Consider the following 23,935-nt stretch of genomic DNA (forward strand, 5'->3'; position numbering starts at 1 on the left):
GGCCCGAAGGCCGTTTCTCGCTGACATTGGGAACCTAGCACTGAGTGTAGATCAGTTTCAAGTTATAGCTTGCAGTTGAAGCAGAAAGGGCGCCCCGAGGGGCGCCCTTTCTCCTACATCTCGACCTTTACCCACTTGAAGCGGTGGGCTTCCTTCGGGTTCTGGTCGCACGCCGCGTGCCAGGCGCACACCAGGCGCGCCGGACATTCTTCGACCAGCTCAAACCGGGAACGGTCGGCGGCCTTCCCGCACTTCTGGCACTCGATCTCGGGGCCGCCGTCGAGGATGACGAACTTGTGAAGCATTGCTTCCCCTCTCATGGGGCCGGACTTTCCGGCGCCCTCTCGCTGACAAGGGGAACGTTACTAGTATTTGGAATATGGCGCAACGTGTAAACGCGTCGGAAAACAGGAACGGCCCCCGAAGGGGCCGCTCCGTGTGCCGCTAGACGGCCAGCTCCATGACCGTTCCGGCCGGGCAGATCGGGAATCCGACTTCGAGCCACTTAGCCGTGGTGCGCACGACGTATCCGCCGCACCCGCAATCCGACTTGCAGACAACCTTGATCATGCGGGTTCCCTGCTTCTTCGGGCCAGAGGAAATGGGAGGCTCCTCCGGGGTCTCCTCGGGGCCTTCCGGCTTCGGGTCCGCCTTCGGCTGGATCGGCTTGCCCATCGGGTAGAGGGTGGCGTGAGCGTACGGGCCGATCGCCTTCGCCAGGTCCCGCAGCTTCGCGGCAAGTTCCGGGCTGGCGACAGTGGCCGTCATCTTGCCGGTAAGGCCGAGAGCCTTCGCGGCCGTGGCGAAGCGCCCCTTGTGGCCGCTCTGGCAGTCGTCCGCCGCGTGAACGAGTTCGTGAATGAGCACGTCGAGGACGCGCGCTTCGTCCTTCAGTTCCGGCGAGATGAAGATGTGGTTCACGTCGTCCTCGGAGACGCGGCGGGCCCAGCACTGGCCGAGGATCTTCGCGCTCTCGCGCTTCGCGCCGTAGCCGAATCCGACCGAGACGTGAACGCGCGCGGGAAGCGGCAGGCCGATCTTCGCGAACTCGGGACGGAGGGCGTCGATGGCCAGGTGCAGCCACTCTTCACGGGTCACGGTCCGCTTCGGCGCCTCCTCCGGGGTCTCGGCCGGAGCGTCGTACGAGAGGCAGACCGAGCAAGTCACTTCGGCGTCCGTGCCCTTGTACTTCGTGCCTCGGTTGGTCATGCCGCCCGTGCGGCAGAGCGGGAAGAAGGACTCTTCGCCGCCGTCGAACTCCTGGCGCTTGTGAACCTTGCCGCCCATGACCGAGATGACGTTCATCTGTTCCTCTTCCCCTTGGTTCGGAGGCCGGCCGGTCCGGCGCTCCGTCTCGCTGACAAGGAAGACGTTACTAGTATTTGGAGCGCAGCGCAACGTTTAAACGGCGCATGTTCAAACCTAGCTTCACGGAAAACGAAAGCGGCCCCCGAAGGGGCCGCTAGGTCTGGCTAGGTCAGTCGCGGTCGTACATGTCTACGGCCAGGCGCGTGGTGATGTAGTCGGTATCCGGGATGGAGCGGAAGTGCTTCACGATGGCGTCGTACTCGTCAAAGTTGCGAGCGATTCGGGAGCTCACGACGGCCGCGCCGAGGAAGCGAAGCTCGCGGTCGTACTGGTTGTGGTAGGCGGTAACGGTTACGAGGTCGTTCATCGGCTCTCCCCATACTTCGGGCCGGCTGGGCCCGGTTTCTCGCTGACAGGAGTAACGTTACTGATATTTGGAATCTCGCGCAACGTTTAAACACGGTGTGTTCAATCACAGGTTCGGGGCATGCAAAAACGGCCCCCGCCGTAGCGGGGGCCGTCCGTTCCGTCCTTCACCGTGTCAGCGAGAGAAGGGGAAGGAACGCGTCGAGACTATCAGTCGGCCCCTGCCCGATTCCATCCGGGCGGGGACTACCTGTCCGACGCCTCGCGCGCCCGCACCGCTGCGACCAGCTGCGGGAGATCCGGCCGAAGCCACCATGTCCCGCAGCGGACGATGCGCGCGACCTGGGGACTCCGGAGGGTCTCGGCGTCCCGCGCGTAGACGACGCGGGGCGACCGCGGGTCTAGGCCGGCCGACCGGCACCACTGCCGGAACTGGGCGAGGCTCCCCGCCAGGACCACGACGGTCTCACTCATGCTTGCCGAAGGCCCTGCCCTGGGTGTCGCGTACGAGGGTGAGGGCCTGGGCCTCGGTGAAGCCCGCGGCCTTCAGAGCCGCGTAGTAGGTGTGCAGCATCTCGGCGGCCGTGATCAGGTCTGCCGCCTGGGCGGCGGCCTTGCGGTACGGGCTCATGCGAGGAACCTCCGGGTCTCAATTCCCGCTCGTTCGGCGAGATCAGCGGTCATGGAAGCCCCGCGGCTTCCGTTGCGGATGAACGCAAGGCAGATGTCGGGTTCGAGGCCGACCATTTCCGCGTTGCGGATGAAGCCCGCGCTCTTGCCCCACCGCCCCCACTGGGCGGGGAAGGGGAGCACGCGCATGCCCATGGATGCCGCGTACTGGGCGGCCTGGGCGTCCGCCCCGGTGGGGCAGGCCCCATGGATCAGGACCGCTTCGCGGTGGGTGGTCTTCGTCTCGTAGAGGGCCCGGAAGATGGCGGCTTCGACGGCCTGGGAGTCGCCCCAGTCCCGGGAGCCGGTTACGAGGATCTTCAAGGGCGGGTCACGTCCGGTGTCGCCAGGGACGGCGGGCCGGCCGGAGTGCCGGACGCCTCCGGCGCGTACGCGATGAGGACAAGGGAGATCAGGGCCGTAAGGACGAGTACGGCAGCAACGCGCTTCAACAGGGTCTCCGAGGTGTTCAGGCGGTCGGCGCGAGGTCGGCGCTCAGGGTCCGGCCTCGGTTGTTCGAGCCGTGGGCCTTCGCTTCGTTCTGTCGCCGGACCACGTTGTTGTTCAGGAAGCGAGTCACCTTGTCGATGGCACGGGAAAGCCGCATCGTCTCGGCGGGGGAGAGGGCCTCTCCCCACTCGTAGCGCTTCGCGATCACAGCCGCGTCCAGAGGGCCGAGGGAGCTGTAAGCGCGGTCGAGGTCCCAAAGGGCCACAACGATTCCCCCAGCGGCAACAGAAACGCTGTCGTCCTTCGTGGGCGCCTTCTCCCAGAGTTCAGGCTGAAAGAACGCCCGCTCGAAGAGCTGACGGATCTCCGAAGACGTGTAAACGTACTCCGCCGAGTGGTAGATGTACGCGTACCGCTCTCGTCCGGCGTAACTCACGCCGATCTTCCGGAAGTTGTTCCTCAGCTGTCCATCGGGGTAGTCGGCGCTCTCGTAGGTGCTGCGCTTTTCGAGGACGTGAAGAAGGATCTGCTGCTGAATGTCTTCCGCTTCGATGCCGGGGTATTCGTCGGCGATTCGGCGAGCTACAGCCGTGGCAATCTTCGTGTACTTCGTCCAGTGCATCATGTGCGAACTCCTAGGCGGCCTTGGCGCCGTATGTTCGGCCTTCGACCACGAAGGTTCCGTTCGGGCGGATGAAAATGGGTACGGGGGTCACGCGGTTCTTTTCGACGTAGAGGATTCCGAATCCCTGCGTCCAGTTGCCGGAGCCGGCCTTCAGGTAGGTGGCGCTCCTGAAGTGCATGAGGTTTCCGACCTCGAAGCCCCAACGCTCCTGAGTGATGCGGCCGTTCACGCTCATGTGTTCGTGCTGGATTCCCAGCTTGTGGGTGTGGCCGCATACGACCGAATAGCCCCACTTGCGAGCCAGGGCCAGGGCCGTGCCGCCGGGAAGTCGGGAACTCGCCCCTTCGTCGCCGTGGGCTAGCAGCCAACCGGGGGCGATCTCGTAGGGCTCTGCGTGGTAGGTGATCCCGTACTTCTCGAAGTCCAGGAGACTGGGTACTTCGAGGGCCCTCAGGCCCATAAGGCCTGGGGCGCGGGTGCGCACGTAGGTAAGGGGCCGGTCCATGTGGTTCGATCGACTGATGTGAATCGGGCCGTCGTGTACGGCACGGAGGCCGGCCAGGACTCGCTTACCGGCGTCACAGTGGGCCTGTAGATCGCCCTTGTACTCGCCTGCCATTCCGCGGGTCCATCGGCTGATCTGGGGGAAGTCGACTTCGTCGCCCACGCTGGCTATCTCGTCGGGCTTGAACTCGGCCAGGAAGCCGAGAACGTTCCGGACGGCTCGCTTATCGTGATAGGGAATCTGCATGTCCGACAGGACGACAATGCGCTTCAAGCGCAACTCCAAATGCTAGTTATTGCCCGCGCTGAAAGCGGATTCGAGGCGAGACAGACGGATGTCGATCATTGCTGCATAGGCGGCCAGGTCTTGGGCCTCTTCCCTGGCGTAGCGGATCAGATCAGGCAGCGGAATCCTCTCGAACGTCTGGTCGCCGCCTTCGTCGTACTGCTCTGCTCCGATACCGAGGATTCGGGAGCGGCACTTACCGATGAAGTCGGATGCGTAGTCGGCGAGTTCGGCAGGGGTCATCGCTTGATCTCCAGTTGATCGAGTAGGGCGTCAGCGCCGTGCGCGAGCACAAAAGAATTGACGTCGTGTCCTGGGGGCATGGGGGATATTCGAGCGTTCTTGATCTGCTCGGCCACCTTCTCGGCGAATTCCATCCCCTGGCCTTTGTCATCCTGGTCGGCGAGGATGTAAACGGCCTTGTAGCCCTTGAAGCACCGGGCGAAGTAGCCCTTCCAGGCGCTCACGCCCGCGATGCCCACGGCCGGTATGCCAGCCTCGTTCGCGGTTATCGCATCGAACTCGCCCTCACAGATGGCGATATGGTCCGACGGCACCAACAGGGCGTTGGCGTTGAAGATTCGAGGCGGATCGCCGGGAACGGAGCGGTACTTGGGGCCGTCGCCGTCGCCCAGGCGCCGGAACCGAATGGTGACGACTCCGGCACGGGTGATGTACGGGACGGCGAGCATGCCACGGGCTACTTCATGCCCCGGCAAGGGGTTTTCTACGTAGCCCAGCCTGAAGGATGCTGCGTTGTCCACGGACAGGCCGCGACTCCTCAAATACTCCACGGCGGCGGTACTGCGGGTCAGTTCGCCCTCGTACCTGGCCGTAGCTTCCTCCAAGAAGCTTTTCAGTGCAGGCTCGGGTACAAGCGAAGTCACGGCATCCTTCCTGGTCTGCGATTACGTCGAAGCTGTCGCCCGAGATATCGCAGGCGAAGCACCGGAAGCGGTTCTCCTCGGTGCATACGGAGGCTGAGGCGTTCCGGTCTTCGTGGAACGGGCACTTCATTTTCCGGAAGCGGCTTCCTTCCGGAACGTCGCTCGCTCCGTAGTGCTCCAGAACTTCCGCGATCGGGGGCTTATCCATCCGCCCTCCCTTACGCTCCAAATACTAGTTTGGGGCGGGTGACCGAATCAAAGAGCGGACGCAACCCGAATCAGGGCGCCCGGCTCTTCGCCCTGGCCGGCATAGACCTTGTACGCATGGAGCTTGACCACCTGGGCGTCGTCCTTGAACGCACCACCCATCCGTAGGGCGTCGAGAGTGCTCCGGCACAGCTTGTCGAGGTCGGGATACCGGGCCGGGAACGCGGGCGCTGTGTCCTTCAGGAGATGCGCGTAACGGCCGGTGCGATAGTGGCTCTTGGGCCGCTTCAGGCGGAACCAGACGGCCACTGTCACGAACGGCCAGGCCTCGAAACTCTGACGCTCGGCCTCGGCCGCCACCGCGGCCCGCCACGGCTTCACCTTCTTCGAGCTTTCCAGCATCACCCCGTTGCCGACGTGCCGCTTACTTCCCTGGGGGGCCGGAACGCCCGCAACGTCAATCTCTACGAGAGCGCTCATCCGGTGAGCCTCATTCGCTCCATGTCCGCATCGAGATAGAGGATCATGGCGCCGGAAGCGTCGGCCTTGCCGGTCCGATTCTTGACGACAGACACACCCATCTGCCGAGAGGAGTCATCTCCTATTCGGTGAAGGGTAAGAATCATTTCCGGCACGCGCCCGATCTGCCCCTTGATCTGGGACAGGGGCACAAGCACATTGCCATCATTGCTGTCCCCTTTTACATGGTGAAGGGCTACCACACACGCCCCCGTCGTACGAGCCAGTTCGTGCAGGTACTCACAAACCTTTTCGAGGGCAACGTAAGAGCTACTGTCGCTCTCGGCATCCGGAACGACGTTGGAAATGTTGTCCACGATGATGAGTTCGGGCCACGCGCCATAGGTGGCGGCGAACGCCTTCAGCTCGCCTTCGAGGTCATCAATCGTGAGGGACGCGGTAAAGTCCCACCGAAGGTGATCGAACCCGTTGAGCTGCGCCTCTACCGCACTCGTCTTCCCGTGCTCTAGCGCGTTCTCGATGTCCCGAGTCGACCACCCGGAGACGTTCGCCGCGCAGCGAACGAACATCGTCTGGGGGTCCGTGTCGGCGGAGAAGTAGAAGGCCGGCACCCGCGCATGAAGGGCAAGAGCCATACTCAGCGCGGACTTACCGACACCGGGGGCCGCCGAGACGATCGTGAACTGTCCCCGACGGAAGTGAACCGTGTTCGCGGCGAAGGTCTTGAAGACGGTAGGCAGGGGCTCACCGGTCTTCCCGGCATCGCCCTTAGCTCGAACGATCGTGTACAAGGGCGGTTCCTCGAAGGGCTCTTAGGCGGCGGACCAGACAGGAAGGGGCGCGCAGTTCCGGTATCGACTGGCCCGGAAGGCGCCCGTGGTGGTGATGAGTCCGCGCTTAGCGGCTCGACGCATTACAGGGCCGAGGGCGCGCGGCTCACGGGGCTTGACGAGTCCGGCGTCCCACAGGTCATCGGTAGTGAACTCGCCCATTCGGCCGGAGAGTTCGGCGATGAAGCCGAGGGCGTAGGACTTCCACGCCGCATCGGCGTTAGCGTCGACCTGGGCGATGGCGGCGGCCCGCTGCGCCTTGGCTTCGGCAATGGTGCGCATGGCTGTATCTCCCTGACAGGTTTAAACGGGATGGGGTGCGCGTTGGTCGGCAGTCGCGCCCCTGCCGCTCCAAATACTAGTTTCAGAGCTAACGAATGAATTCGAGGCTGCATGCGTCCGGAGTGCCCTGAGGGGCCGGGCAGGCCCAGGCCTTCCAGTTACCCGGCTTGTTCCTGTAGGGCTTTTCGAGGAAGCGCTTCGTGCCGTGCGGGCACGTCGGCGGGTTGCCGTAGGGGGTCTGGCCGGCCGGAGACGCGGACGGGGCCTGAGGGGCGCCGTGGGCGCCGTTCTGCGGGGCGGCGTCGTACTGGCCGGGGTGAGTCACCGGCCGGGCCCCAAGCTGGGCCCCAAGGGTCTCCTCGGCCCGCAGGGCCGTAACGGCTTCGCCGACCAGAGCGGACACCCCGGACCGGCCGTAGCCGTCGAGGATGTCGACCAGTTCCGTCAGGCTCTCGGCCTTCACGACCACCCACGACGCATCGTGGCCGCCGTGGGCCTTCATGGTCACGCTGATTTCAGGCATTCACTGTCTCCTCGTAGGGGTATTGGCGTGCGTCCACGCCGTTGAAGTCGCAGAACCGGCGGACCGTGCAGGTCCGGCAAGCGTCGCCAGGGTTGGGCAGGAAGAGGCCGAGACGAACGGCTCTATCCATGTTCCTGAACCAGCGCGTGACCTTGTCGCGGTCGTAATCCTGAAGGTTCTTCGGGTCCGTGGGCGCGTTGTTCTTCGCCATGAAGTAGTCCCCGAATCCGGGCTTCACGCCGAAGAGGTCATCTAGCGCGTGATCGTAGATAGCCAACTGGAAAGCGGTGTCCGGAAGTCGAGTGCCGGTCTTCAGGTCGCGCACTCGAAGGTGTCCGTCGGGGTACTCCACTACCTGATCTATGAAGCCGCGGACTTCGATCCCCCCCAAGTTGAGTGTGAACGGGAGCTCGACGGCCGGCATGCCGTCGACCGGTTCCCAGATTCGTTCGGGGGCCTCCATGGCGTACTCGAAATACGCCTGCACCTGGTCGCGGCCCCGCTTTCGGCGGTTCTTGATGTCCGTCTCAGGCTTCGTCGTCCCTCCGGTCAGCCACCGGGAGATGTCGGGCTCGACGGCCAGGGCCGCAGCCATGTCCCGCTCCCAGGCCTCTTCGAACCACTCGGCGAGCTGGTCGGGTCCGTAGCGGCGGTTCGAGCGCTCCCATCGCTCAACCGCTTCGTGGTAGGCGGTTCCCTGGATGAACCAGGCTGCCTGGTTCTGCGGGGCCTTGGCCACCTTCTCCAGCCGGTAGGCCTCGCCGCATCGCACGAAGGAGCTGTACTGCGACACGGACCGATGGGCGAGGGCATCGCTCACGCTTCACGCTCTCCAAATACTAGGTTCGTGGTAAAGCGAAGGGGCAGCCGGTGAGCTGCCCCTACATCGCATATGTGGTTGTTGAGCTACCTGAGTGAGACCCAACAGGCCGAGGTCGTTTCGTCTTTATGGCCGCAGCCGAGGGTGTCGCTCGGCCACCCCTGGAGGGGGACTGCATCGTGGGGCACCATTTCTCGGGCCACCTCGAAATCCCACTCTTCGGCATTGCTGCGGCAGTACGCGAATTCATATCGGGTTCCGTTGGCGTACCGAACGCGCGCCAGGGTCAGCGTGTGTTCGACATCCCAAAGAATGTCTATGTCTTGAAGATCCACTCCGGCGTCATTCAGATCAAGGGGATCCATCGGGCCCGCTGGATCGACGGGGCCGATTGGAGTAGAGCTATCCGACAGCATTGGACTTTTGGGCCGTTCCTTCCGCGCAACGATCCGCCTCACGCCTCATGGGCTGTCAGGTCGGGAATAAGACTGTAACCGGATCCCTTCACGCCGCCTTCACAGATGGTTGAGTCTCGCACAACCTGTGACCGCTTCGTAATGTCCGCTGCTGAACTGACGAGTAAGAATCAAGCTCACCTTTGCCGCCGTTTTAAGCGGCAAGGCCGGTCGCGCGGCGCAGTCGGCGGACCAACGTCGTCCGGGGCATGTCGAGTTCGCGCGCCATCGCAGAGATCGACATTCCTTCCGCCTGCATGATGCGAATGCGGGAATTGATCATCGCTTCGAGGGAGATCAACTGAAGTCGCTTCTCGGCCGCTCGGTCATCAGGCCCCAATCCGCCCCATATGCCGAACTCCTCATCCTGCCCCAATTCGGCGCACTCAGGGCGAACCGGACAGTGTCCGCAGGCTTCCTTCGCCTCGCGAATTTCGGTCGACCTCTTGGAGAACCAGAACTCTGGGTTTACCTCACACGGAAAGCTCAAGATGTCCTCACTCCGACCGGTGCATTTCTGACCGCCAGGCGTGGTCACGCAATCGGCATTCCGCCGGTCCTCTGTGGCCCCCTCGCTGACAAGTCCATCTTCCCCGCGCGCCCCTGACCATGTCAAATACTAGTTTCAGGGATGCGAAAGGGCCGCCCTATTTGATCAATAGGGCGGCCCGATCAGGTCAACTACTGCCCGGTTGTAGGGGAGTCGAGAGCCTTCGAGGCGCCACCTGCCTGCGTCGCCTCGCTCTCCTTCGGGTTGAAGCGGATGAGGCTCTTGGCGTCGTCCTCGGGGCGCCGCTTCGAGTAGTAGAAGCCGCCCGTGTTCGGGGATGCCGGGTTGGGGGGCATGCTGCGGTCATAGCAGACGACTACGTCGGCTTTTCGCACTTCGCCCAGCCACTTCGCGAGCATCCGCGCCTTCACGTCGGGAATGGTCGTGTCGCCGCTCTCTTGTCGACTCAGAAGGCGGAGCATCATCGCGGGGCGCGCGTGGGCGTGCTCCGCCTTGACCGTCCACGGAAGGTACCTCTTGTGGTCCGGGCGCTTCTTCGTCTGCCCGCTGTCCCGCAGCTGCCAGTACACGGCTCCCTTGGTGACGCCGTACATCTCGGCGATCTGCTCGTAGGACATGCGTGCGCGGCGGTGCGCCCGTAGGACATCGCTGCTGGGGAGCTGGCGGGGGGCCGGCATGAGTACTGCCTCTCAGGCGTCGGTCTCGATCGAAGCAACCGCGGCGCTGAAGCTGGCAGTGAAGCTAGCTGTGACGCACCGCGGCTATGTTCAATATGAGTATACGCACGTAGAGGCGACGGATTCCAAGTCCGCGTACAACCCTTTCACATTCCGGATTGTCGCGGTCCGTTTAATTCGGAAGGATGTTCGAACAGAGTGTTCGAACGTGCCTTGACGGGCTTATCTGAGGTGGCTAGCTTTGGTGCTTAAGAGCCGCGTTTCCGCAGGTCAGACAGCAAATCCTAGTTGTCCTGGACGTTGCTGTCGGCGCCGAGGCTGATCGGGCCGCAGTCGGCGCGCAGCACCGCCGAGTACCAGATGCTCGCGCCCGCGCCGAGGGTGACGTCGCCGACGACGACGGAGGTGGGCGCGGTGAAGGCGTCGGGGTGGATCGCCGGCTTCTTGCCGCCGACCTCCGCGACGAGTGCCTGGTCCGCCTGGTGGGTCATGGTCTCTTCCTCTGCTCCGGGTGCCGTGCCGCGCTTCCTGCACGGTAGGCCACGGCCCGGCGCGGTTCCGCGATGGGGTGAAGATCACAGCATCCGCGGCGGGCCGCCCGGGGTGCGGCGCACTACCGTGGCCGGGTGCCGAAGAACAGAAACACGTTCTCATCCCTGGGGGTCCTGGGTCGCCGCCTCGCCGGCCGGGCCGCGCACGCGGGCTGGCGCTGGATGCAGCGCGCCGGCGCCGTGACCGCCGAGACCCCCGGCGGACTGCGCTTCGGCGCGATCGGCGACGGCACCCGGCTGGCGTTCCCGCAGGGCACGGTCTTCGGCGAGCCCTGGATCCGGCTCGGCGCCTGCTGCATCATCGCCGAGCAGGTCACGCTGACCGCCGGGATGCTGCCGGACCTGGACCTGGGGCCCGAGCCGCTGCTGGTGCTCGGCGACGGCGTCGTGCTCGGCCGCGGCAGCCATGTGATCGCCGACGCGCCCATCACCATCGGCAACGACGTCTTCTGCGGCCCGGGGGTCTACATCACCTCCACCAACCACAGCTACGACGACCCGCACGAGCCGGTCGGCCGCCAGTGGCCGCGCAGCGCGCCCGTGGAGATCGGCCCCGGCTGCTGGCTCGGCACCGGCGCGGTGATCCTGCCCGGCGCCCGGCTCGGGCGCAACGTGGTGGTCGCGGCTGGCTCCGTCGTCCGCGGCGAGGTGCCCGACCACGCGGTGGTGGCCGGTGCCCCGGCCCGGATCGTACGCCGCTGGGAACCGGAGTCCGGCTGGCAGCCGCCGCTGCGTACGCCCGCTCCCCGGCCGGTCCCCGAGGGCGTCACCTCGGAGCAGTTGCGCGCCCTGGCGGCTCTGGAGGCGGACGGGGAGTCCAGCCCCGCCGGGGTCTGAGGCCCGTCACCGCGCTCGGGTCGCTCCTGGCGGTCCCCCTGCGGTTCCCTCGGCGGTCCCCCCTGGCAGTCCTCTGGCTCCCCCCGGTGGTCACCCGGTGAAGGGTCGGGGCGGAGCCCCTGGGGCGATTTGTCCGCATATGGGGTCCTCGGCACCCGCTGCACATATGTGAATCGCGCGGTTATGAAGCCGGGGACGCCACAGGAAGGCTCAATTCCGCCCTTCCCGTGGGACAGGATTCAGGTGCAGGAGCTGTTGCTCAGTCAGCCCGCGAACCCCGCCTGACCTGGGGTTTTCGCGTTCCTTTCACCTACCCGCAGCCACGGCACCGCCATGCCTGGAGCCAGGCACGGCCGTCCGCCGCGGGGCCGAAACCGACCCTCAGGAGCTTCCCGTGTCCACCACCGCGACCGAGTCGACCTTCCTCGCCGACACCCACACCGGCCTGCCCATCCCGGCCGACCCGGTCTTCACCTCGGTCGCCGACGAGCGGCGCCACCGCAAGCAGCGGCTCGCCGCCGCCATGCGCCTGTTCGGCAAGGCCGGCTTCGCCGAGGGCATCTCCGGCCACATCTCGGTGCGCGACCCCGAGGAGCGCGACACCTTCTGGGTCAACCCCTTCGGCGTCTCGTTCAACCGCGTCCGGGTCGCCGACCTGATCCGCGTCGACGCCACCGGCCGGGTCGTCGAGGGCACCCGCAAGGTCAACCCCAGCGCCTTCACCATCCACTCCAAGATCCACGAGCGCCCGGAGGCCGACGCCGTCGCGCACGGCCACACCGTCCACGCCCGTGCCCTCGGCGCCCTGGAGCGGCTGCTGGAGCCGTACGACCAGGAGTCCGCCGCCTTCTACCAGGACCAGGTCCTCTACGGCGACTACGACGGCCCCGCCATCAAGATCGAGCACGGCCAGGACATCGCCGACCGGCTCGGCGGCAAGCGGGCGATGCTGCTGCGCCACCACGGCCTGATCACCGTCGGCGGCTCCCTGGAAGAGGCCGTCCACTGGTTCTTCACCTACGAGAGCTGCGCCCAGGTCCAGTTGCTGGCCCTCGCCGCCGGCCGCCCCGTCCCCATGACCCACGAGCAGGCGCTGCTGGCCCGCGACGGGTTCGGCGACGAGCAGCTCGGCCGCTACAGCTTCCAGATCATGTGGGACGAGATCACGGCCGAGCAGCCGGACCTCCTGGAGGAGTAGTCCGCCCCGAGGAGCACCCGGCCGCACCCGATCTCAAGAAGGAACCATGAGTTCAGCAGCATCACCGCGCGCGGAGGCGCGCACCGTCCTCGTCATCGTCGCGCTCGTGCAGTTCGTCATCGCCGGCTGGTTCTCCTGGTCGGCGTCCTCGGCCGAGCCCCGCGACCTGCCCGTCCTCGTCGTCGCCGGCCAGGGCGCCCAGGGCCTCACCGACCGGCTGCGCGAGGCCGCCCCCGGCGCCTACGCGACCGCTCCCGCGGACTCCCTCGACGAGGCGGACGACGCCCTGCGCGAGCGCAAGGCCTACGGCGCCCTCCTGGCCGGGCCGGGCGGACTGGAACTGCACCTGGCCTCCGCCGCCTCGCCGACGGTCGCCCGGACCCTCACCGAGCAGGCCCGCGAACTCGCCGGGACCGACCGGCTGCACGTCACCGACGTGGTGCCCGCCGACTCCGACGACCCGCACGGCGCCGGCCTGTCCATGGGCTTCCTGCCGCTGCTGATCACCGCCGTGATCGCCGGTCTGCTCTTCGTCCTCAAGGTGCGCGACACCGGCGCCAAGTTCCTCGGCGTCATCGGCTTCGCCGTCGCCTCCGGCCTGCTCGGCTCCCTGATGCTCACCCACCTCAGCGGGGTGCTGCCGGGCAACTACTTCGCCAACGCCGGGATCATCGCCCTGCTGGAACTCGGCATGGTCGGCGTGATCACCGGACTCGGCTCGCTGATCGGCCCGCCCGGCATCGCCGTCGGCGCCGTCGTGATGTTCGTCGTCGGCAATCCGCTGTCCGGGCTGAACTCGGCCCCCGAGATGCTGCCCGGACCGCTGGGCACGCTCGGCCAGTTCCTCCCGGCGGGCGCCGGCGCCACGCTGCTGCGCACGGCCGGCCCCTTCGACGGCGCCGGCGCCGGCCGACCGGTCCTGGTGCTCGTCGCCTGGGCGGTCGTCGGCCTGGCCCTGCTGTTCGCGAGCTCCCGGCGCAAGGCCCCGGCCGCCGCCGCGGGCAGCGCCGCCGCCGAGCCGGTTCCCGCCGCCGCGCACTGAGCGCGGCCGCCGGCCCCTTCTCCCCACCCCCTCCACCCGCCTTCCCTGAACCGCGAAAGGTCGATCATCACCATGCACACACCTGACCGTCCGCCGACGCGCATCGGCCTGGTCGGCGGAGGGGCCGCGGCCGTCTGCCTGCTGGACCGGCTCTCGCGGACCCCGGGCCGCGGCCGCGGATCCGTGACCGTCTTCGAGCCCTCGCCGAACCTGTGGCGCGGCCGCGCCTACCAGGACGACGCCGACTCCGTCCTCGCCAACATCATCCCGCCGGAGATGGGCGCCCGGTCGGGCGAGCCCGACGACTTCCTGCGCTGGCTGAAGGACTCCGGACTGTCCTACGGCACCGGCGACTACGCCGCCGACGGCTACTTCCCGCCGCGCCGGGTGTTCGGCAGCTACCTGGAGCACACCGCCGAGAACGCCGTCGGCGAGCTCTCCCTGACCGGCTGGCCCGTCACCGTCCTGCGCACCGCCGTCCTCGGCGCCCGCCGGGACGGCGAGGAGATCGAGCTCACCGACGCCACCGGCGCCACCCACACCTTCGACTACGTGGTCTGCGCCGTCGGCGCCGGCCGCCCCGCCGACCACTACGGCCTCGACGGCGCCCCCGGCTACGTGGGCGACCCGTACCCGCTGGCCACCACCGTCACCGGCATCCCGGCGACGGCCGACGTGACCGTGCTCGGTACCGGGCTCGCGGCGGTCGACGCCGTGGTCACCCTCGCCGCCCGCGGCCACGAGGGCCGGATCACCATGGCCTCGCGGGGCGGCACGCTCCCCGCCGTCCGCCAGCGCCCCGCGTTCCCCGAGATCCACCACTTCACCCCGGCGGCCCTGCACGCCACCGCCGCCGGCACGGTCGACGGCCGGATCGGGCTCACGGACGTGTTGGACCTGCTGGGCCGCGAACTGGCCGCGCACGGCGCCGACCCCGCCACCGTCCTCGCCGAACTCTCCGGCGTCGACGGCGAGGACCCGATGGAGCGGCTGCGCCGCCAGTACGCGGGCATCGACACCGACGACATCGGCCTGCGGGTCATGCAGCACGTGGTCCCCGAGAGCGGACCGGACGCCTGGACGCTGCTGCGCCCCGAGGACCAGGACCACATCCGGTCCACCCACTACCGGGCCGTGATGAGCCTGTGCTGCCCGATGCCGCCCGCCAACGCCCGCACCCTGCTGCGCCTGCACGACGCGGGCCGGCTGCGGGTCACCGGCGGCCTGTGGAACGTCAAGCCGCTCGCGGCCGGCGGCTTCCACGTCGCGGTCGACGGCGACGACTACGAGAGCGACGTCGTCGTCAACGCCGTCAGCGCGCCCTCGCACCGGGTCCCCGGCCCGGCCCGGCCGTTCGTCGACGCCCTCGTCGAGGACGGCATGGGGGAGTACCACCCGCACGGCGGCCTGCACATCGAGCCGTCCACCAGCCGCACGATCGGCGCGGGCCGCACGCACCGCCGGATGCACGTCATCGGCGACATGGGCGCCGGAACGCTGTTCTTCACCTCCGGCATGCCCTCGGTCCTGGAACGGGCCGACGACATCGTCCGGGCGGTCGTCGAGGACCTCACCTCGGCCCCGGCCGCCTCCGCCCTCGCAGCTCGGGAGAGCCACGTATGACCACCCTGACCCGCCGGGACATGCTCCGCGCCGGCTTCACCACGGCCGTCGTGGTCGGCACCAGCGCCGCCGTCGCCCCCATCGTCCTGGCCGACCCCCAGGCCCGGGCCGCCGCCGAACCGCCCGCCCCCGCCGCCCCGTCGGCCGGGCCCGGCGGCTTCGACGAGATCTACCGCGGCCGGCGCATCCAGGGCGGGCCCACCGCGCCCGTCCGGTACGCGGCCGCCCGCACCGGGGCCGCCGCCGCGCCGGCCGCCGGGCCGGGCGTCGAGATCACCATCGACGGCCGCCCGCTGCACGTCATGCGCCGCGCCGACGGCACGTACCTGAGCCTGGTCAACCACTACCAGTCCTTCCCGACGCCGCTGGAGGTGGCGCGGGCCGCGGTGGACGAGATCGGCACCGCCCAGCTGTCGACGGCGTCCTTCCACCACCACTGACAAGGATCCCCGAACGTGCACACGCGCAAGAACCACAAGGACCTCACCCGGGAGGAGCGGGCCCGGTTCGTCGGCGCCGTCCTGGAGGTCAAACGCCGCGGCGTCTACGACGAGTTCGTCCGCCTCCACGGCCGGTACTTCGTCTCCGACGGCGAGGGCGGGCAGCGGGTGGGCCACATGTCGCCCTCCTTCTTCCCCTGGCACCGCCAGTACCTGCTGGAGTTCGAACGCGAGCTGCAGAAGGTCGACCCGTCGGTGTCCCTGCCGTACTGGGACTGGACCACCGACCAGTCGACCACGTCGAGCCTGTGGGGCGACGACTTCCTCGGCGGCAACGGCCGCCCCGGTGACCACCAGGTCATGACCGGCCCGTTCGCCTTCCAGGGCGGCAACTGGCCGATCACCGTGGGCGTGACCGAGGAGAAGTACCTCATGCGCGACTTCGGCCGCCCCGCCGACCCGGTCGCCCTGCCCACCCCGCAGCAGCTGGCCCGCGCCGTCGACGACCCGGTCTACGACAGCGCGCCCTGGGACTCCACCGCCACCACCGCCGGCTTCCGCAACAAGCTCGAAGGCTGGACGGTCGGCGAGAAGGAGGGCTGGCACAACCACAACCGGGTCCACCTGTGGGTCGGCGGCCAGATGACCGGCGGGACCTCGCCCAACGACCCGGTGTTCTGGCTCCACCACACCTTCATCGACCTCGTCTGGGCCCGCTGGCAGCGCAAGCACCCGGGCGCCGGCTACCAGCCGCGCCGCCCGCTGCCCGCCGGGGACCCCCAGCACGGCCGCGTCATCAGCCTCGACGAGCCCATGTCGCCCTGGAACGTCCGGCCGTCCGAGCTCCTCGACCACACCCGCTTCTACCACTACGCGTAGTCACCGCAGAGAAAAGACAAGGAACCGCCATGCGCATCCGCCACACCCTCCCCGTCCTCGCCACCGCCGCCGCCCTCGCCCTGGGCGCAGCCGCGGCCGGCGCCGCCCAGGCCGCCCCGGTGGCCCGGCCCGAGGCGGCCGTCCAGGCCGTCCAGGCCGTCCCGTCCGTCCCGGCCTTCGCCGGTCACACGTACGTCCTGACCCTCGACAACGGCGCCGTGCTGCGCAACTCCTACTCCGCCGACGGCACCACCCTCACCTGGAAGGCCCTCGAAGGCCCGATGGCCGGCCACAGCGGGCAGGAGCGGCTCTCCGTCCGCGCCGTCGGCGAGGGCCTGTACTTCGTCAACTGGGTCGAGGCCTCCGGCATGACCGTCAGCCACGTGATGGACCTGCGCAGCCGCACCGTCTCCGTGTACTGGACGTACGCCACCCCGGACGGCGGCCGCACCGGCGAGCTGCACACGGCGACGCTCCAGCGCGTCGCGTCCTGACGCCACGAGCCGAGCCGGGGCCCACGGCGCACCGCCGCGGGCCCCGGCCACGTCCTCACCCGGGAGCGATACACCCATGCCCGCTCGTACGGCCCCCGCGCCGACACCCACCCACGACGCCTGCGCCGGCCCGCCGCAGCAGGACCCGCACCAGCCCGAAGGGCTCGCGAGCAGTCTGCGCCCGCGCCACCTGACCATGCTCGCCCTCGGCGGGGTCATCGGCGCCGGGCTGTTCGTCGGCTCCGGCACCGGGCTGCGCGTCGCAGGCCCCGCGATCATCATCTCCTACGCGCTCGCCGCCGCCCTGGCCCTGCTGGTCATGCGGATGCTCGGCGAGCTGGCCGCGGCGATGCCCGCCAGCGGATCGTTCTCCGTGTACGCCGACCGCGCGCTCGGGCGGTGGGCCGGGTTCACCGCCGGCTGGCTGTACTGGTGGGTGACGGTCGTCGCGATCGCCATCGAACTGATCGCGGCCTCCACGATCCTGCACCAGTGGATGCCGGCCGTCCCCCGGTGGGCCATCGCCCTGGTGGCGCTGGCCGCCTTCACCCAGACCAACATGCTGTCCGTCTCCTCCTTCGGCGAGGCCGAGTTCTGGTTCGCCGGCATCAAGGTGGCGGCCATCATCGCCTTCCTGGCCCTGGGGGTCGCCGCCCTGTGCGGGGCGGTCCCCGGGGTGGACTCGCCGGGCATGGCGAACCTGACCGGTCGCGGGGGCTTCCTCCCCCAGGGCTGGGACAGCGTGGTCGCGGGCCTGCTGACGGTGGTCTTCGCGTTCGGCGGCATGGAGGTCATCACCATGGCCGCCGCCGAGTCCGGCGATCCGGCCCGGTCCGTCACCAAGGCCGTCAGCAGCGCGATCTGGCGGATCAGCCTCTTCTACCTCGGCTCGATCGCCGTGATCATCACCCTGCTGCCCTGGGACGCGGTCGAGCCGGGCCGCAGTCCGTACGTCGCCGTGCTCGACCGGCTGGGCGTGCCCGGGGCGGGCCGGCTGATCGAGGTCGTGGTGCTGATCGCCCTGCTCTCCGCGATGAACGCCAATCTCTACGGCGCCTCGCGCATGGCGCACTCGCTGGCCGCGCGCGGCGACGCCCCCCGGGCGCTGCTGCGGACCTCCCGGCGCGGTGCGCCGCGGGTGGCGGTGGCGGCGTCGGCGGCCTTCGGCTTCGTCTCGATCGCCCTGGACCACGGCTGGCCGGACCAGGTCCTCGCGTTCCTGGCCAAGGCCATGGGCGGGGCGATGCTCTACATGTGGCTCACGGTCGCGGCCGCCCACCTGGTGCTGCGCCGCCGCCTGGAGCGCGAGGAGCCGCACCTGCTGGTGGTGCGCATGCGCGGGTACCCGTACCTGTCGTGGGCGGCGGCGGCCGGCATCGTCGCGGTGCTGGTCCTGATGGCCTTCGACCCCGAGGCGCGCGGCCAGCTGGGCTGGTCGACGCTGCTGGTCCTGGTGCTGCTGGCGACCGCGGGCGTACGGGCGCTGCGCGGGCGCGGGCTCGGGGACGGGGACGGGCCGGGGACCGGCGGAACCTGACGGCCGGGCCGGGCCGTCCGGGGGACGGCCCGGCCCGGCCCGGCACCGGGCGCGCGGGGCCGGACGCCCTCGGTCAGGCGGGCACCCGCCCGCAGCCACCGCTCTCGGCGAGTTCGTCCAGCGGGAGCAGCCCGGTCGTGGCGATCAGATAGCCGAGCTGGGCCCGGCTGCGGCTCTGCAAGGTGGCCGCGATCCGGCTCACGTGCGCGGCGACGGTGCGCCGGCTGGTGCCCAGCCGGCGGGCGATGGCCTCGTCGGTGTGGCCGTCCACGAGCATCCGCATGATGGCCCGCTGGATCTCGTCGGCGATGTCCGGCTCCACGCCCCGCGAGGCGCCCGGGTCGACGGACGAGCCGCGCTCCCAGGACTCCTCGAAGACCTGGACCAGGAACGAGACGATGGCGGGCTGCTTGATCTCCAGCGCGGTGGTGCGCCGGTCGTCGTGACCGGGGATGTAGGCGACGGTCCGGTCGATGATGATCAGCCGGTCGAAGACGTGGTCGAGGGTGCGGACCTCGCCGCCGGCCTCGACGAGGCGCTCGATGTGGCGCAGGGTCGCGGCGTGGGTCCGTACCGCGTGCTGGTAGAGCGCCCGGTGCCGCACGGACCCGCGGACGTGGTCGAGGTCCTCCAGGTCGTAGCTGAGTCGGTCCCCGCCCGGCTGCACCGTCATCAGCTCCTCGCGGCACTCGCGGACCGCGTGGGCGAGGGTGGAGTGGATGACCTGTTCCCCGATGATCGGGGTGGCCCAGCCGGCGTGCTCGCGTTTGGCCGCCGTGTAGATGGCGTTGACCGGGACGAAACTGGTGTCGATCTGCTGGGCGTGGAGCCGTTCGCGCTCCAGCGATTCCTCGATGGGCCGGACGAGTTCGGCCTTGGCCACCTCCGGCGAGACCGGCACCAGGACGGTCGGGTCGTCCACCGGCGGGACCAGCAGTCCCATCCGCAGCAGGCATCCCGGCGCCCCGTCGCGGGGGGTGCACCCCTTGACCACCGCCGCGCGGTAGACGGTCAGCCCGTCGCCGCACACCCCACCCGTGCCTGCCCGGTCTGCACAGTCAGAACCCTCACAACTATTCCCCCAGAACTGTCTTGCATGATCGTGCATGACCCAATTATGCACTTGGAAACTTAGCCACTAAGGCTCGTGGACATGACATATTCATGTCTTGACGGCTTATTGACCTTGGAAATGGAGGACTTGGGGAAATGGCGACCGAGTTCGGAGTACTCGCGGACCTTCTCGGCGCGTGGCGGGCCGCGTTCGACGAGCGCCGCGTGGACGACATCGTGGCGCTCTTCGCCGAGGACGCCCTCTTCCAAGGGCTCTCCCCGGCGCTCCTCGAAGGCTCCGCACAGATCCGGACGTACTACGAGAACGTCCCGGCCGGCATGCGGGCCGAGGTCGAGGTGCTGCGCTCGCGCACCCTCGGGCCCGAGGCCGTGGCCGGCTTCGCCGCCGTCACCTTCCGGCCCCGGACCGGGGACCCGCAGCCGGTACGGCTCTCCGTGGTCGCCCAGCACCTGGGCACCGGCTGGCGGATCCGCGCCTACCACGTGTCACGGACGGCCTGACAGCCCGGGGATCTCGATCGCCGGGCAGCGGTCCATGACCATGTCGAGCCCCGCCGCCCGGGTCCGCTCGTAGGCCTCGGGGTCGATCACCCCCAGCTGGAACCACACCGCGTCGGCACCCACCGCCGCCGCCTGGTCGGCGACCGCGCCGGCCAGCTCGCTGTTGACGAAGACGTCGACCACGTCCACCTTGAACGGGACCTCCTCCAGCGAGGCGTAACCCGGCTCCCCGTGGACGGTCTCCGCCTTCGGGTGCACCGGCACCACCCGCTTGCCGAACCTCTGGAGCACCCGCGCGACCCCGTAGGCCGCCCGCTCCTGGTTGCCGGACAGCCCCACGACGGCCCACGTGTCGCCGTGCTGGGTGAGGATCCTGCGAATGGTCTCCTGGTCGCCGTACACGTGCGCCGCCTCCCGGTCGTACGCGGCCCGGACCCGCTGTCCGGCCGCCGTCCAGGATCAACGGACCGGACGGGCGTCCGATTCCCCGTAGGGTGGAGCGGTGAAGGCAGACCAGTACGTGACGGTGGCCCGGACGGGCGTGCACGAGTCCGAGATCAACCGCTCCCGCTTCCTGTGCGCGCTCGCCCCGGCCGCGACCGAGCAGGAGGCCCAGGACTTCGTCGCCCGCGTCCGCAAGGAGCACCCCACCGCCACGCACAACTGCTACGCCTACGTGATCGGCGCCGACGCCGCCGTCCAGAAGGCCAGCGACGACGGTGAGCCCGGCGGCACCGCCGGCGTGCCCATGCTCCAGATGCTGCTGCGCCGCGACGTCCGCTACGCCGTCGCCGTCGTCACCCGCTACTACGGCGGGGTCAAGCTCGGCGCCGGCGGGCTCATCCGCGCCTACGGGGGCGTGGTCGGCGAGGCCCTGGACGCGCTGGGCACCGTCACCCGCCGCCGCTACCGGCTGGCCACCGTGACCGTGGACCACCAGCGCGCCGGGAAGGTCCAGAACGACCTGCGCGCCACCGGCCGCACCGTCGTGGACCTGCGCTACGGCGCCGTCGTGGAGATCGAGGTGGCCCTCCCCGAGGCCGACCTGCCCGCCTTCGAGGCCTGGCTCGCCGACAGCACCGCCGGGACCGCCGGGCTGACCCTGGGCGGGGAGACGTACGCGTCCTGAGACGATCGACCGGAACACGGGGAAGAGAACAGGGCGACGGACCGACGAGGGCTCCTCCCGACCCGGGGAGACGAGCAGGGCCCTGTTATCGTGCGCCGATGTCAATGATCAAAAAGTTCCAAGTGACCTTCGACTGCGCGGAGCCCGCGCGCCTCGCCGCCTTCTGGTGCGAGGTACTGGGGTACGTCGTGCCGGCGGTCCCGGAGGGCTTCGCCACGTGGGAGGAGTACCACCGCTCGCTGCCGCCCGAGGACGAGATCTACTTCGCGTGCACCGATCCTTCGGGTGCGGGCCCGCGCTTGCTCTTCCAGCGAGTTCCCGAAGGCAAGGTCGTCAAGAACCGGGTGCATCTCGATGTGCGGGTCGGTACCGGGCTCGTGGGTGAGGAGCGCCTGGCCACACTCGAGGCCGAATGCGCACGGCTGATGGGGCTCGGCGCGAAACACGTGCTGACGCAGCGCGCCGACGGCGTCAACGAGTCGTGCATCACGATGCAGGACATCGAAGGCAACGAGTTCTGCCTCGACTGATCCTCCTCCGAGACTGCGAGGGGGAGCCATCTGCGGCCTTCGGGTACGTCGGGGCGGCCGATACCGGCCGTCCCCACGTTCCCGAAGGCCGGTCTCCCGGGGACCGCTCGGGTCCGCCCGCCTCTTCAGCTTTCCAGGGTGATCCGAGGTGAGCGGTGGATCATGGGCGACATGCGTTAGCGTTGCAGGCGTTGACGGCGAACCCCGTGCTGGTTCGTGCTGGTCCTAGAGGCGCAGTAGGGGTAGACGTGCAGGTCAGGGCGATTTCGTGAAGTTCCTGCACACCTCCGACTGGCACCTCGGCCGGGCCTTCCACCGGGTCGACCTGCTCGACGCCCAGGCCGCCTTCGTCGACCACCTGGTGACGGCCGTCACCGAGCACGGTGTCGACGCCGTGCTCGTGGCCGGTGACGTCTACGACCGCGCCGTGCCCCCGCTGCGCGCCGTCGAGCTGTTCGACCGGGCCCTGCACCGGCTCGCCGACCTCGGCGTGCCCACCGTGATGATCTCCGGCAACCACGACTCGGCCCGCCGGCTCGGCGTCGGCGCCGGGTTGATCGGCCGGGCCGGCATCCACCTGCGCACCGACCCGGCCGGCTGCGCCGACCCCGTCGTCCTGGCCGACGAGCACGGCGACGTCGCCTTCTACGGGCTGCCCTACCTGGAACCGGCCCTGGTCAAGGACGAGTTCGCGGCGGCCGAGGTCAGCCACGAGGCCGTGCTCGGCGCCGCCATGGACCGGGTCCGCGCCGACCTCGCCGCCCGCCCGGCCGGCACCCGCTCCGTCGTCCTCGCCCACGCCTTCGTCACCGGCGCCGAACCCAGCGACAGCGAGCGCGACATCACCGTCGGCGGGGTCGCGGCCGTCCCCGCGGCCGTCTTCGACGGCGTGGACTACGCCGCCCTCGGCCACCTCCACGGCTGCCAGACGATCACCGAGCGCGTGCGCTACTCCGGCTCCCCCCTGGCCTACTCCTTCTCCGAGGCCGACCACCGCAAGTCCATGTGGCTGGTCGAACTCGGCGCCGCCGGGGAGATCACCGCCGAGCGCGTCGACACCCCCGTGCCCCGCCCGCTCGCCCGGATCCGCGGCCGCCTCGACGACCTGCTCGCCGATCCCGCCCTCGCCGTCCACGAGCGCGCCTGGGTGGAGGCCACCCTCACCGACCCCGTCCGCCCCCAGGACCCCATGGCCCGCGTCACCGCCCGCTTCCCGCACACCCTCTCCCTCGCCTTCGACCCCGAGGACCGCGACGAGGCCGGTCCCGGCTCGTACGCCCAGCGCCTCAAGGGGCGCACCGACCAGGAGATCGCCGAGGACTTCGTCGCCCACGTGCGCGGCGGCGGGACCGTGGACGCCGCCGAGCGGGCCGTGCTGCGGGCCGCCTTCGACGACGTGCGCGCCGACGACACCCGCCAGGAGCGGACCCGATGAGGCTGCACCGGCTGAGGGTCACCGCGTTCGGACCGTTCGCCGAGCCCCAGGAGATCGACTTCGACACCCTCTCGTCAGCCGGGATCTTCCTGCTGCACGGCCCCACCGGCGCCGGCAAGACCTCCGTCCTCGACGCCGTCTGCTACGCCCTCTACGGATCCGTGCCCGGCGCCCGGCAGTCGCCCGGCACCAGCCTGCGCAGCGACCACGCCGCCCCCGACACCGCCACCGAGGTCACCCTCGAACTCACCGTCGGCGGCCGGCGGCTGGAGCTGACCCGCCGCCCCGAGCAGGAACGGCCGAAGAAGCGCGGCACCGGCACCACCCGGGACAAGGCGCAGAGCTGGCTGCGCGAGTACACCGCCGCCGACGGCTGGCGCGCGCTGTCCCGCTCCCACCAGGAGATCGGCGAGGAGATCGAAGGCCTCCTCGGGATGAGCCGGGAACAGTTCTGCCAGGTCGTGCTGCTGCCGCAGGGAGACTTCGCCCGCTTCCTGCGCGCCGACGCCGAGGCCCGCGGCCGGCTGCTCGGCCGGCTCTTCGACACCCGCCGCTTCGCCGCCGTCGAGGCCCTGCTCGCCGACCGCCGCCGCGCCGCCGAGGCCAAGGTACGGGCCGGCGACGACAAGGTCCTCGGCACCGCCCAGCGGCTCGCCCAGGCCGCGGGCGACTGCGCCGACCTGCGGGCCTGGCCGATGCCGGGCCACCAGCCGGGCGACCCCGGACTCGCCGAGGCGGTCCGGGCCTGGGCGGCCGTCGCCCGCAGCGCGGCCCGCGAGCGGCTC

32 protein-coding genes and 1 pseudogene are annotated in these 23,935 nt (G+C 69.3%); 13 read left to right on the plus strand and 20 right to left on the minus strand.

All coding sequences use genetic code 11. The annotated features are described in order from the left end of the window. Positions 1–113 precede the first annotated feature (113 nt). The 18 genes and pseudogenes from LG632_RS09025 to LG632_RS09110 all read right to left on the minus strand — a co-directional run. Positions 114–305 (minus strand): hypothetical protein, encoded by a 192-nt coding sequence (locus LG632_RS09025; protein ID WP_226726362.1) that lies wholly within the window; start codon positions 303–305, stop codon positions 114–116. A gap of 139 nt (positions 306–444) precedes the next feature. After that, positions 445–1,305, minus strand: coding sequence for a SprT-like domain-containing protein (locus LG632_RS09030; protein ID WP_226726363.1), 861 nt, complete (start codon positions 1,303–1,305; stop codon positions 445–447). A gap of 172 nt (positions 1,306–1,477) precedes the next feature. Continuing rightward, positions 1,478–1,675: a hypothetical protein gene (locus LG632_RS09035; protein ID WP_226726364.1), complete on the minus strand. Its 198-nt coding sequence runs from the start codon at positions 1,673–1,675 to the stop codon at positions 1,478–1,480. A 465-nt stretch (positions 1,676–2,140) separates the two neighbouring features. Further along, positions 2,141–2,305: a hypothetical protein gene (locus LG632_RS09040; RefSeq protein WP_226726365.1), complete on the minus strand. Its 165-nt coding sequence runs from the start codon at positions 2,303–2,305 to the stop codon at positions 2,141–2,143. After that, positions 2,302–2,667: an SLOG family protein gene (locus LG632_RS09045; RefSeq protein ID WP_226726367.1), complete on the minus strand. Its 366-nt coding sequence runs from the start codon at positions 2,665–2,667 to the stop codon at positions 2,302–2,304. Before LG632_RS09045 ends, LG632_RS09040 begins: the two co-directional genes overlap by 4 nt. Positions 2,668–2,812: 145 nt before the next feature. Next, positions 2,813–3,418 (minus strand): hypothetical protein, encoded by a 606-nt coding sequence (locus LG632_RS09050; protein ID WP_226726368.1) that lies wholly within the window; start codon positions 3,416–3,418, stop codon positions 2,813–2,815. A 10-nt stretch (positions 3,419–3,428) separates the two neighbouring features. Further along, the gene (locus tag LG632_RS09055) at positions 3,429–4,196 is read right to left on the minus strand and encodes a metallophosphoesterase family protein (RefSeq protein WP_226726369.1); all 768 of its coding nucleotides are present in this window, start codon (positions 4,194–4,196) and stop codon (positions 3,429–3,431) included. Between the two features lie 15 nt (positions 4,197–4,211). After that, complete coding sequence (locus LG632_RS09060) at positions 4,212–4,451, minus strand: hypothetical protein (protein WP_226726370.1); 240 nt, start codon at positions 4,449–4,451, stop codon at positions 4,212–4,214. Further along, positions 4,448–4,972, minus strand: coding sequence for a toprim domain-containing protein (locus LG632_RS09065; protein WP_226726372.1), 525 nt, complete (start codon positions 4,970–4,972; stop codon positions 4,448–4,450). The genes LG632_RS09060 and LG632_RS09065 overlap by 4 nt, the downstream gene beginning before the upstream one ends. Further along, positions 4,914–5,303: a CHC2 zinc finger domain-containing protein gene (locus tag LG632_RS30710; RefSeq protein WP_226726374.1), complete on the minus strand. Its 390-nt coding sequence runs from the start codon at positions 5,301–5,303 to the stop codon at positions 4,914–4,916. Before LG632_RS30710 ends, LG632_RS09065 begins: the two co-directional genes overlap by 59 nt. 47 nt (positions 5,304–5,350) lie before the next feature. After that, a complete protein-coding gene (locus tag LG632_RS09075) occupies positions 5,351–5,782 on the minus strand; it encodes a RusA family crossover junction endodeoxyribonuclease (RefSeq protein ID WP_226726375.1) in 432 nt (143 codons plus the stop codon). Beyond that, positions 5,779–6,573, minus strand: coding sequence for a DnaB-like helicase C-terminal domain-containing protein (locus tag LG632_RS09080; protein ID WP_226726376.1), 795 nt, complete (start codon positions 6,571–6,573; stop codon positions 5,779–5,781). The genes LG632_RS09075 and LG632_RS09080 overlap by 4 nt, the downstream gene beginning before the upstream one ends. 21 nt (positions 6,574–6,594) lie before the next feature. Beyond that, positions 6,595–6,894, minus strand: a complete 300-nt coding sequence (locus tag LG632_RS09085; protein ID WP_226726378.1) for a hypothetical protein — start codon at positions 6,892–6,894, stop codon at positions 6,595–6,597. An 88-nt stretch (positions 6,895–6,982) separates the two neighbouring features. Next, entirely contained in the window at positions 6,983–7,417 is a 435-nt protein-coding gene (locus LG632_RS09090) for a D29-gp49 family protein (protein ID WP_226726379.1), read from the minus strand. Then, positions 7,410–8,237 (minus strand): RecB family exonuclease, encoded by an 828-nt coding sequence (locus LG632_RS09095; protein ID WP_226726380.1) that lies wholly within the window; start codon positions 8,235–8,237, stop codon positions 7,410–7,412. Before LG632_RS09095 ends, LG632_RS09090 begins: the two co-directional genes overlap by 8 nt. Before the next feature lie 609 nt (positions 8,238–8,846). Continuing rightward, positions 8,847–9,230 (minus strand): WhiB family transcriptional regulator, encoded by a 384-nt coding sequence (locus LG632_RS09100; protein WP_226726381.1) that lies wholly within the window; start codon positions 9,228–9,230, stop codon positions 8,847–8,849. A gap of 143 nt (positions 9,231–9,373) precedes the next feature. Then, complete coding sequence (locus tag LG632_RS09105) at positions 9,374–9,820, minus strand: hypothetical protein (RefSeq protein WP_226726382.1); 447 nt, start codon at positions 9,818–9,820, stop codon at positions 9,374–9,376. A gap of 347 nt (positions 9,821–10,167) precedes the next feature. Then, a pseudogene (locus LG632_RS09110) lies at positions 10,168–10,371 on the minus strand (gamma carbonic anhydrase family protein); the annotation flags it as partial. Between the two features lie 135 nt (positions 10,372–10,506). Here LG632_RS09110 and LG632_RS09115 point away from each other — a divergent pair. The 8 genes from LG632_RS09115 to LG632_RS09150 all read left to right on the plus strand — a co-directional run bounded on the left by LG632_RS09115 (position 10,507) and on the right by LG632_RS09150 (position 18,481). Next, entirely contained in the window at positions 10,507–11,268 is a 762-nt protein-coding gene (locus LG632_RS09115; RefSeq protein ID WP_226726383.1) for an acyltransferase, read from the plus strand. 394 nt (positions 11,269–11,662) lie between these two features. Further along, the gene (locus LG632_RS09120) at positions 11,663–12,466 is read left to right on the plus strand and encodes a class II aldolase/adducin family protein (protein ID WP_226726384.1); all 804 of its coding nucleotides are present in this window, start codon (positions 11,663–11,665) and stop codon (positions 12,464–12,466) included. 46 nt (positions 12,467–12,512) lie between these two features. Then, positions 12,513–13,508, plus strand: a complete 996-nt coding sequence (locus tag LG632_RS09125) for an ABC transporter permease (protein WP_226726385.1) — start codon at positions 12,513–12,515, stop codon at positions 13,506–13,508. A 72-nt stretch (positions 13,509–13,580) separates the two neighbouring features. Beyond that, positions 13,581–15,131: an FAD/NAD(P)-binding protein gene (locus LG632_RS09130; RefSeq protein ID WP_226726386.1), complete on the plus strand. Its 1,551-nt coding sequence runs from the start codon at positions 13,581–13,583 to the stop codon at positions 15,129–15,131. After that, positions 15,128–15,571, plus strand: coding sequence for a tyrosinase family oxidase copper chaperone (locus LG632_RS09135; protein WP_226726387.1), 444 nt, complete (start codon positions 15,128–15,130; stop codon positions 15,569–15,571). Before LG632_RS09130 ends, LG632_RS09135 begins: the two co-directional genes overlap by 4 nt. Before the next feature lie 15 nt (positions 15,572–15,586). Continuing rightward, positions 15,587–16,450 carry a tyrosinase family protein gene (locus LG632_RS09140; protein WP_226726388.1) on the plus strand — a complete coding sequence of 288 codons (864 nt, stop codon included), beginning with the start codon at positions 15,587–15,589 and terminating at the stop codon, positions 16,448–16,450. A gap of 29 nt (positions 16,451–16,479) precedes the next feature. Beyond that, complete coding sequence (locus LG632_RS09145) at positions 16,480–16,944, plus strand: MoaF-related domain-containing protein (protein ID WP_264201579.1); 465 nt, start codon at positions 16,480–16,482, stop codon at positions 16,942–16,944. A 76-nt stretch (positions 16,945–17,020) separates the two neighbouring features. Then, on the plus strand, positions 17,021–18,481 hold the full coding sequence (locus tag LG632_RS09150; protein ID WP_226726389.1) for an amino acid permease: 1,461 nt from the start codon (positions 17,021–17,023) through the stop codon (positions 18,479–18,481). A gap of 73 nt (positions 18,482–18,554) precedes the next feature. On the opposite strand, the gene LG632_RS30505 is transcribed toward LG632_RS09150, so the two are convergent. Then, positions 18,555–19,511 carry a helix-turn-helix transcriptional regulator gene (locus LG632_RS30505; protein ID WP_226726390.1) on the minus strand — a complete coding sequence of 319 codons (957 nt, stop codon included), beginning with the start codon at positions 19,509–19,511 and terminating at the stop codon, positions 18,555–18,557. A 179-nt stretch (positions 19,512–19,690) separates the two neighbouring features. Between LG632_RS30505 and LG632_RS09160 the strand changes: the two genes are divergently transcribed. Next, a complete protein-coding gene (locus tag LG632_RS09160; RefSeq protein ID WP_226726391.1) occupies positions 19,691–20,056 on the plus strand; it encodes a YybH family protein in 366 nt (121 codons plus the stop codon). On the opposite strand, the gene LG632_RS09165 is transcribed toward LG632_RS09160, so the two are convergent. After that, positions 20,042–20,458 (minus strand): CoA-binding protein, encoded by a 417-nt coding sequence (locus LG632_RS09165; protein WP_226726392.1) that lies wholly within the window; start codon positions 20,456–20,458, stop codon positions 20,042–20,044. The genes LG632_RS09160 and LG632_RS09165 overlap by 15 nt on opposite strands. Before the next feature lie 100 nt (positions 20,459–20,558). Between LG632_RS09165 and LG632_RS09170 the strand changes: the two genes are divergently transcribed. From LG632_RS09170 to LG632_RS09185, 4 genes are all read left to right on the plus strand, one after another. Further along, on the plus strand, positions 20,559–21,185 hold the full coding sequence (locus tag LG632_RS09170; protein ID WP_226726393.1) for a YigZ family protein: 627 nt from the start codon (positions 20,559–20,561) through the stop codon (positions 21,183–21,185). A 98-nt stretch (positions 21,186–21,283) separates the two neighbouring features. Beyond that, positions 21,284–21,715 (plus strand): VOC family protein, encoded by a 432-nt coding sequence (locus tag LG632_RS09175; RefSeq protein WP_226726394.1) that lies wholly within the window; start codon positions 21,284–21,286, stop codon positions 21,713–21,715. Positions 21,716–21,983: 268 nt separating this feature from the next. Continuing rightward, on the plus strand, positions 21,984–23,150 hold the full coding sequence (locus LG632_RS09180; protein WP_226726395.1) for an exonuclease SbcCD subunit D: 1,167 nt from the start codon (positions 21,984–21,986) through the stop codon (positions 23,148–23,150). Beyond that, a partial coding sequence (locus LG632_RS09185; RefSeq protein ID WP_226726396.1) for an AAA family ATPase occupies positions 23,147–23,935 on the plus strand: 789 nt, incomplete at its 3' end. The genes LG632_RS09180 and LG632_RS09185, both read left to right, overlap by 4 nt.

The sequence above is a fragment of the Streptomyces antimicrobicus genome, assembly GCF_020532625.1.
GTDB classification, from domain to species: Bacteria; Actinomycetota; Actinomycetes; order Streptomycetales; family Streptomycetaceae; genus Streptomyces; species Streptomyces antimicrobicus.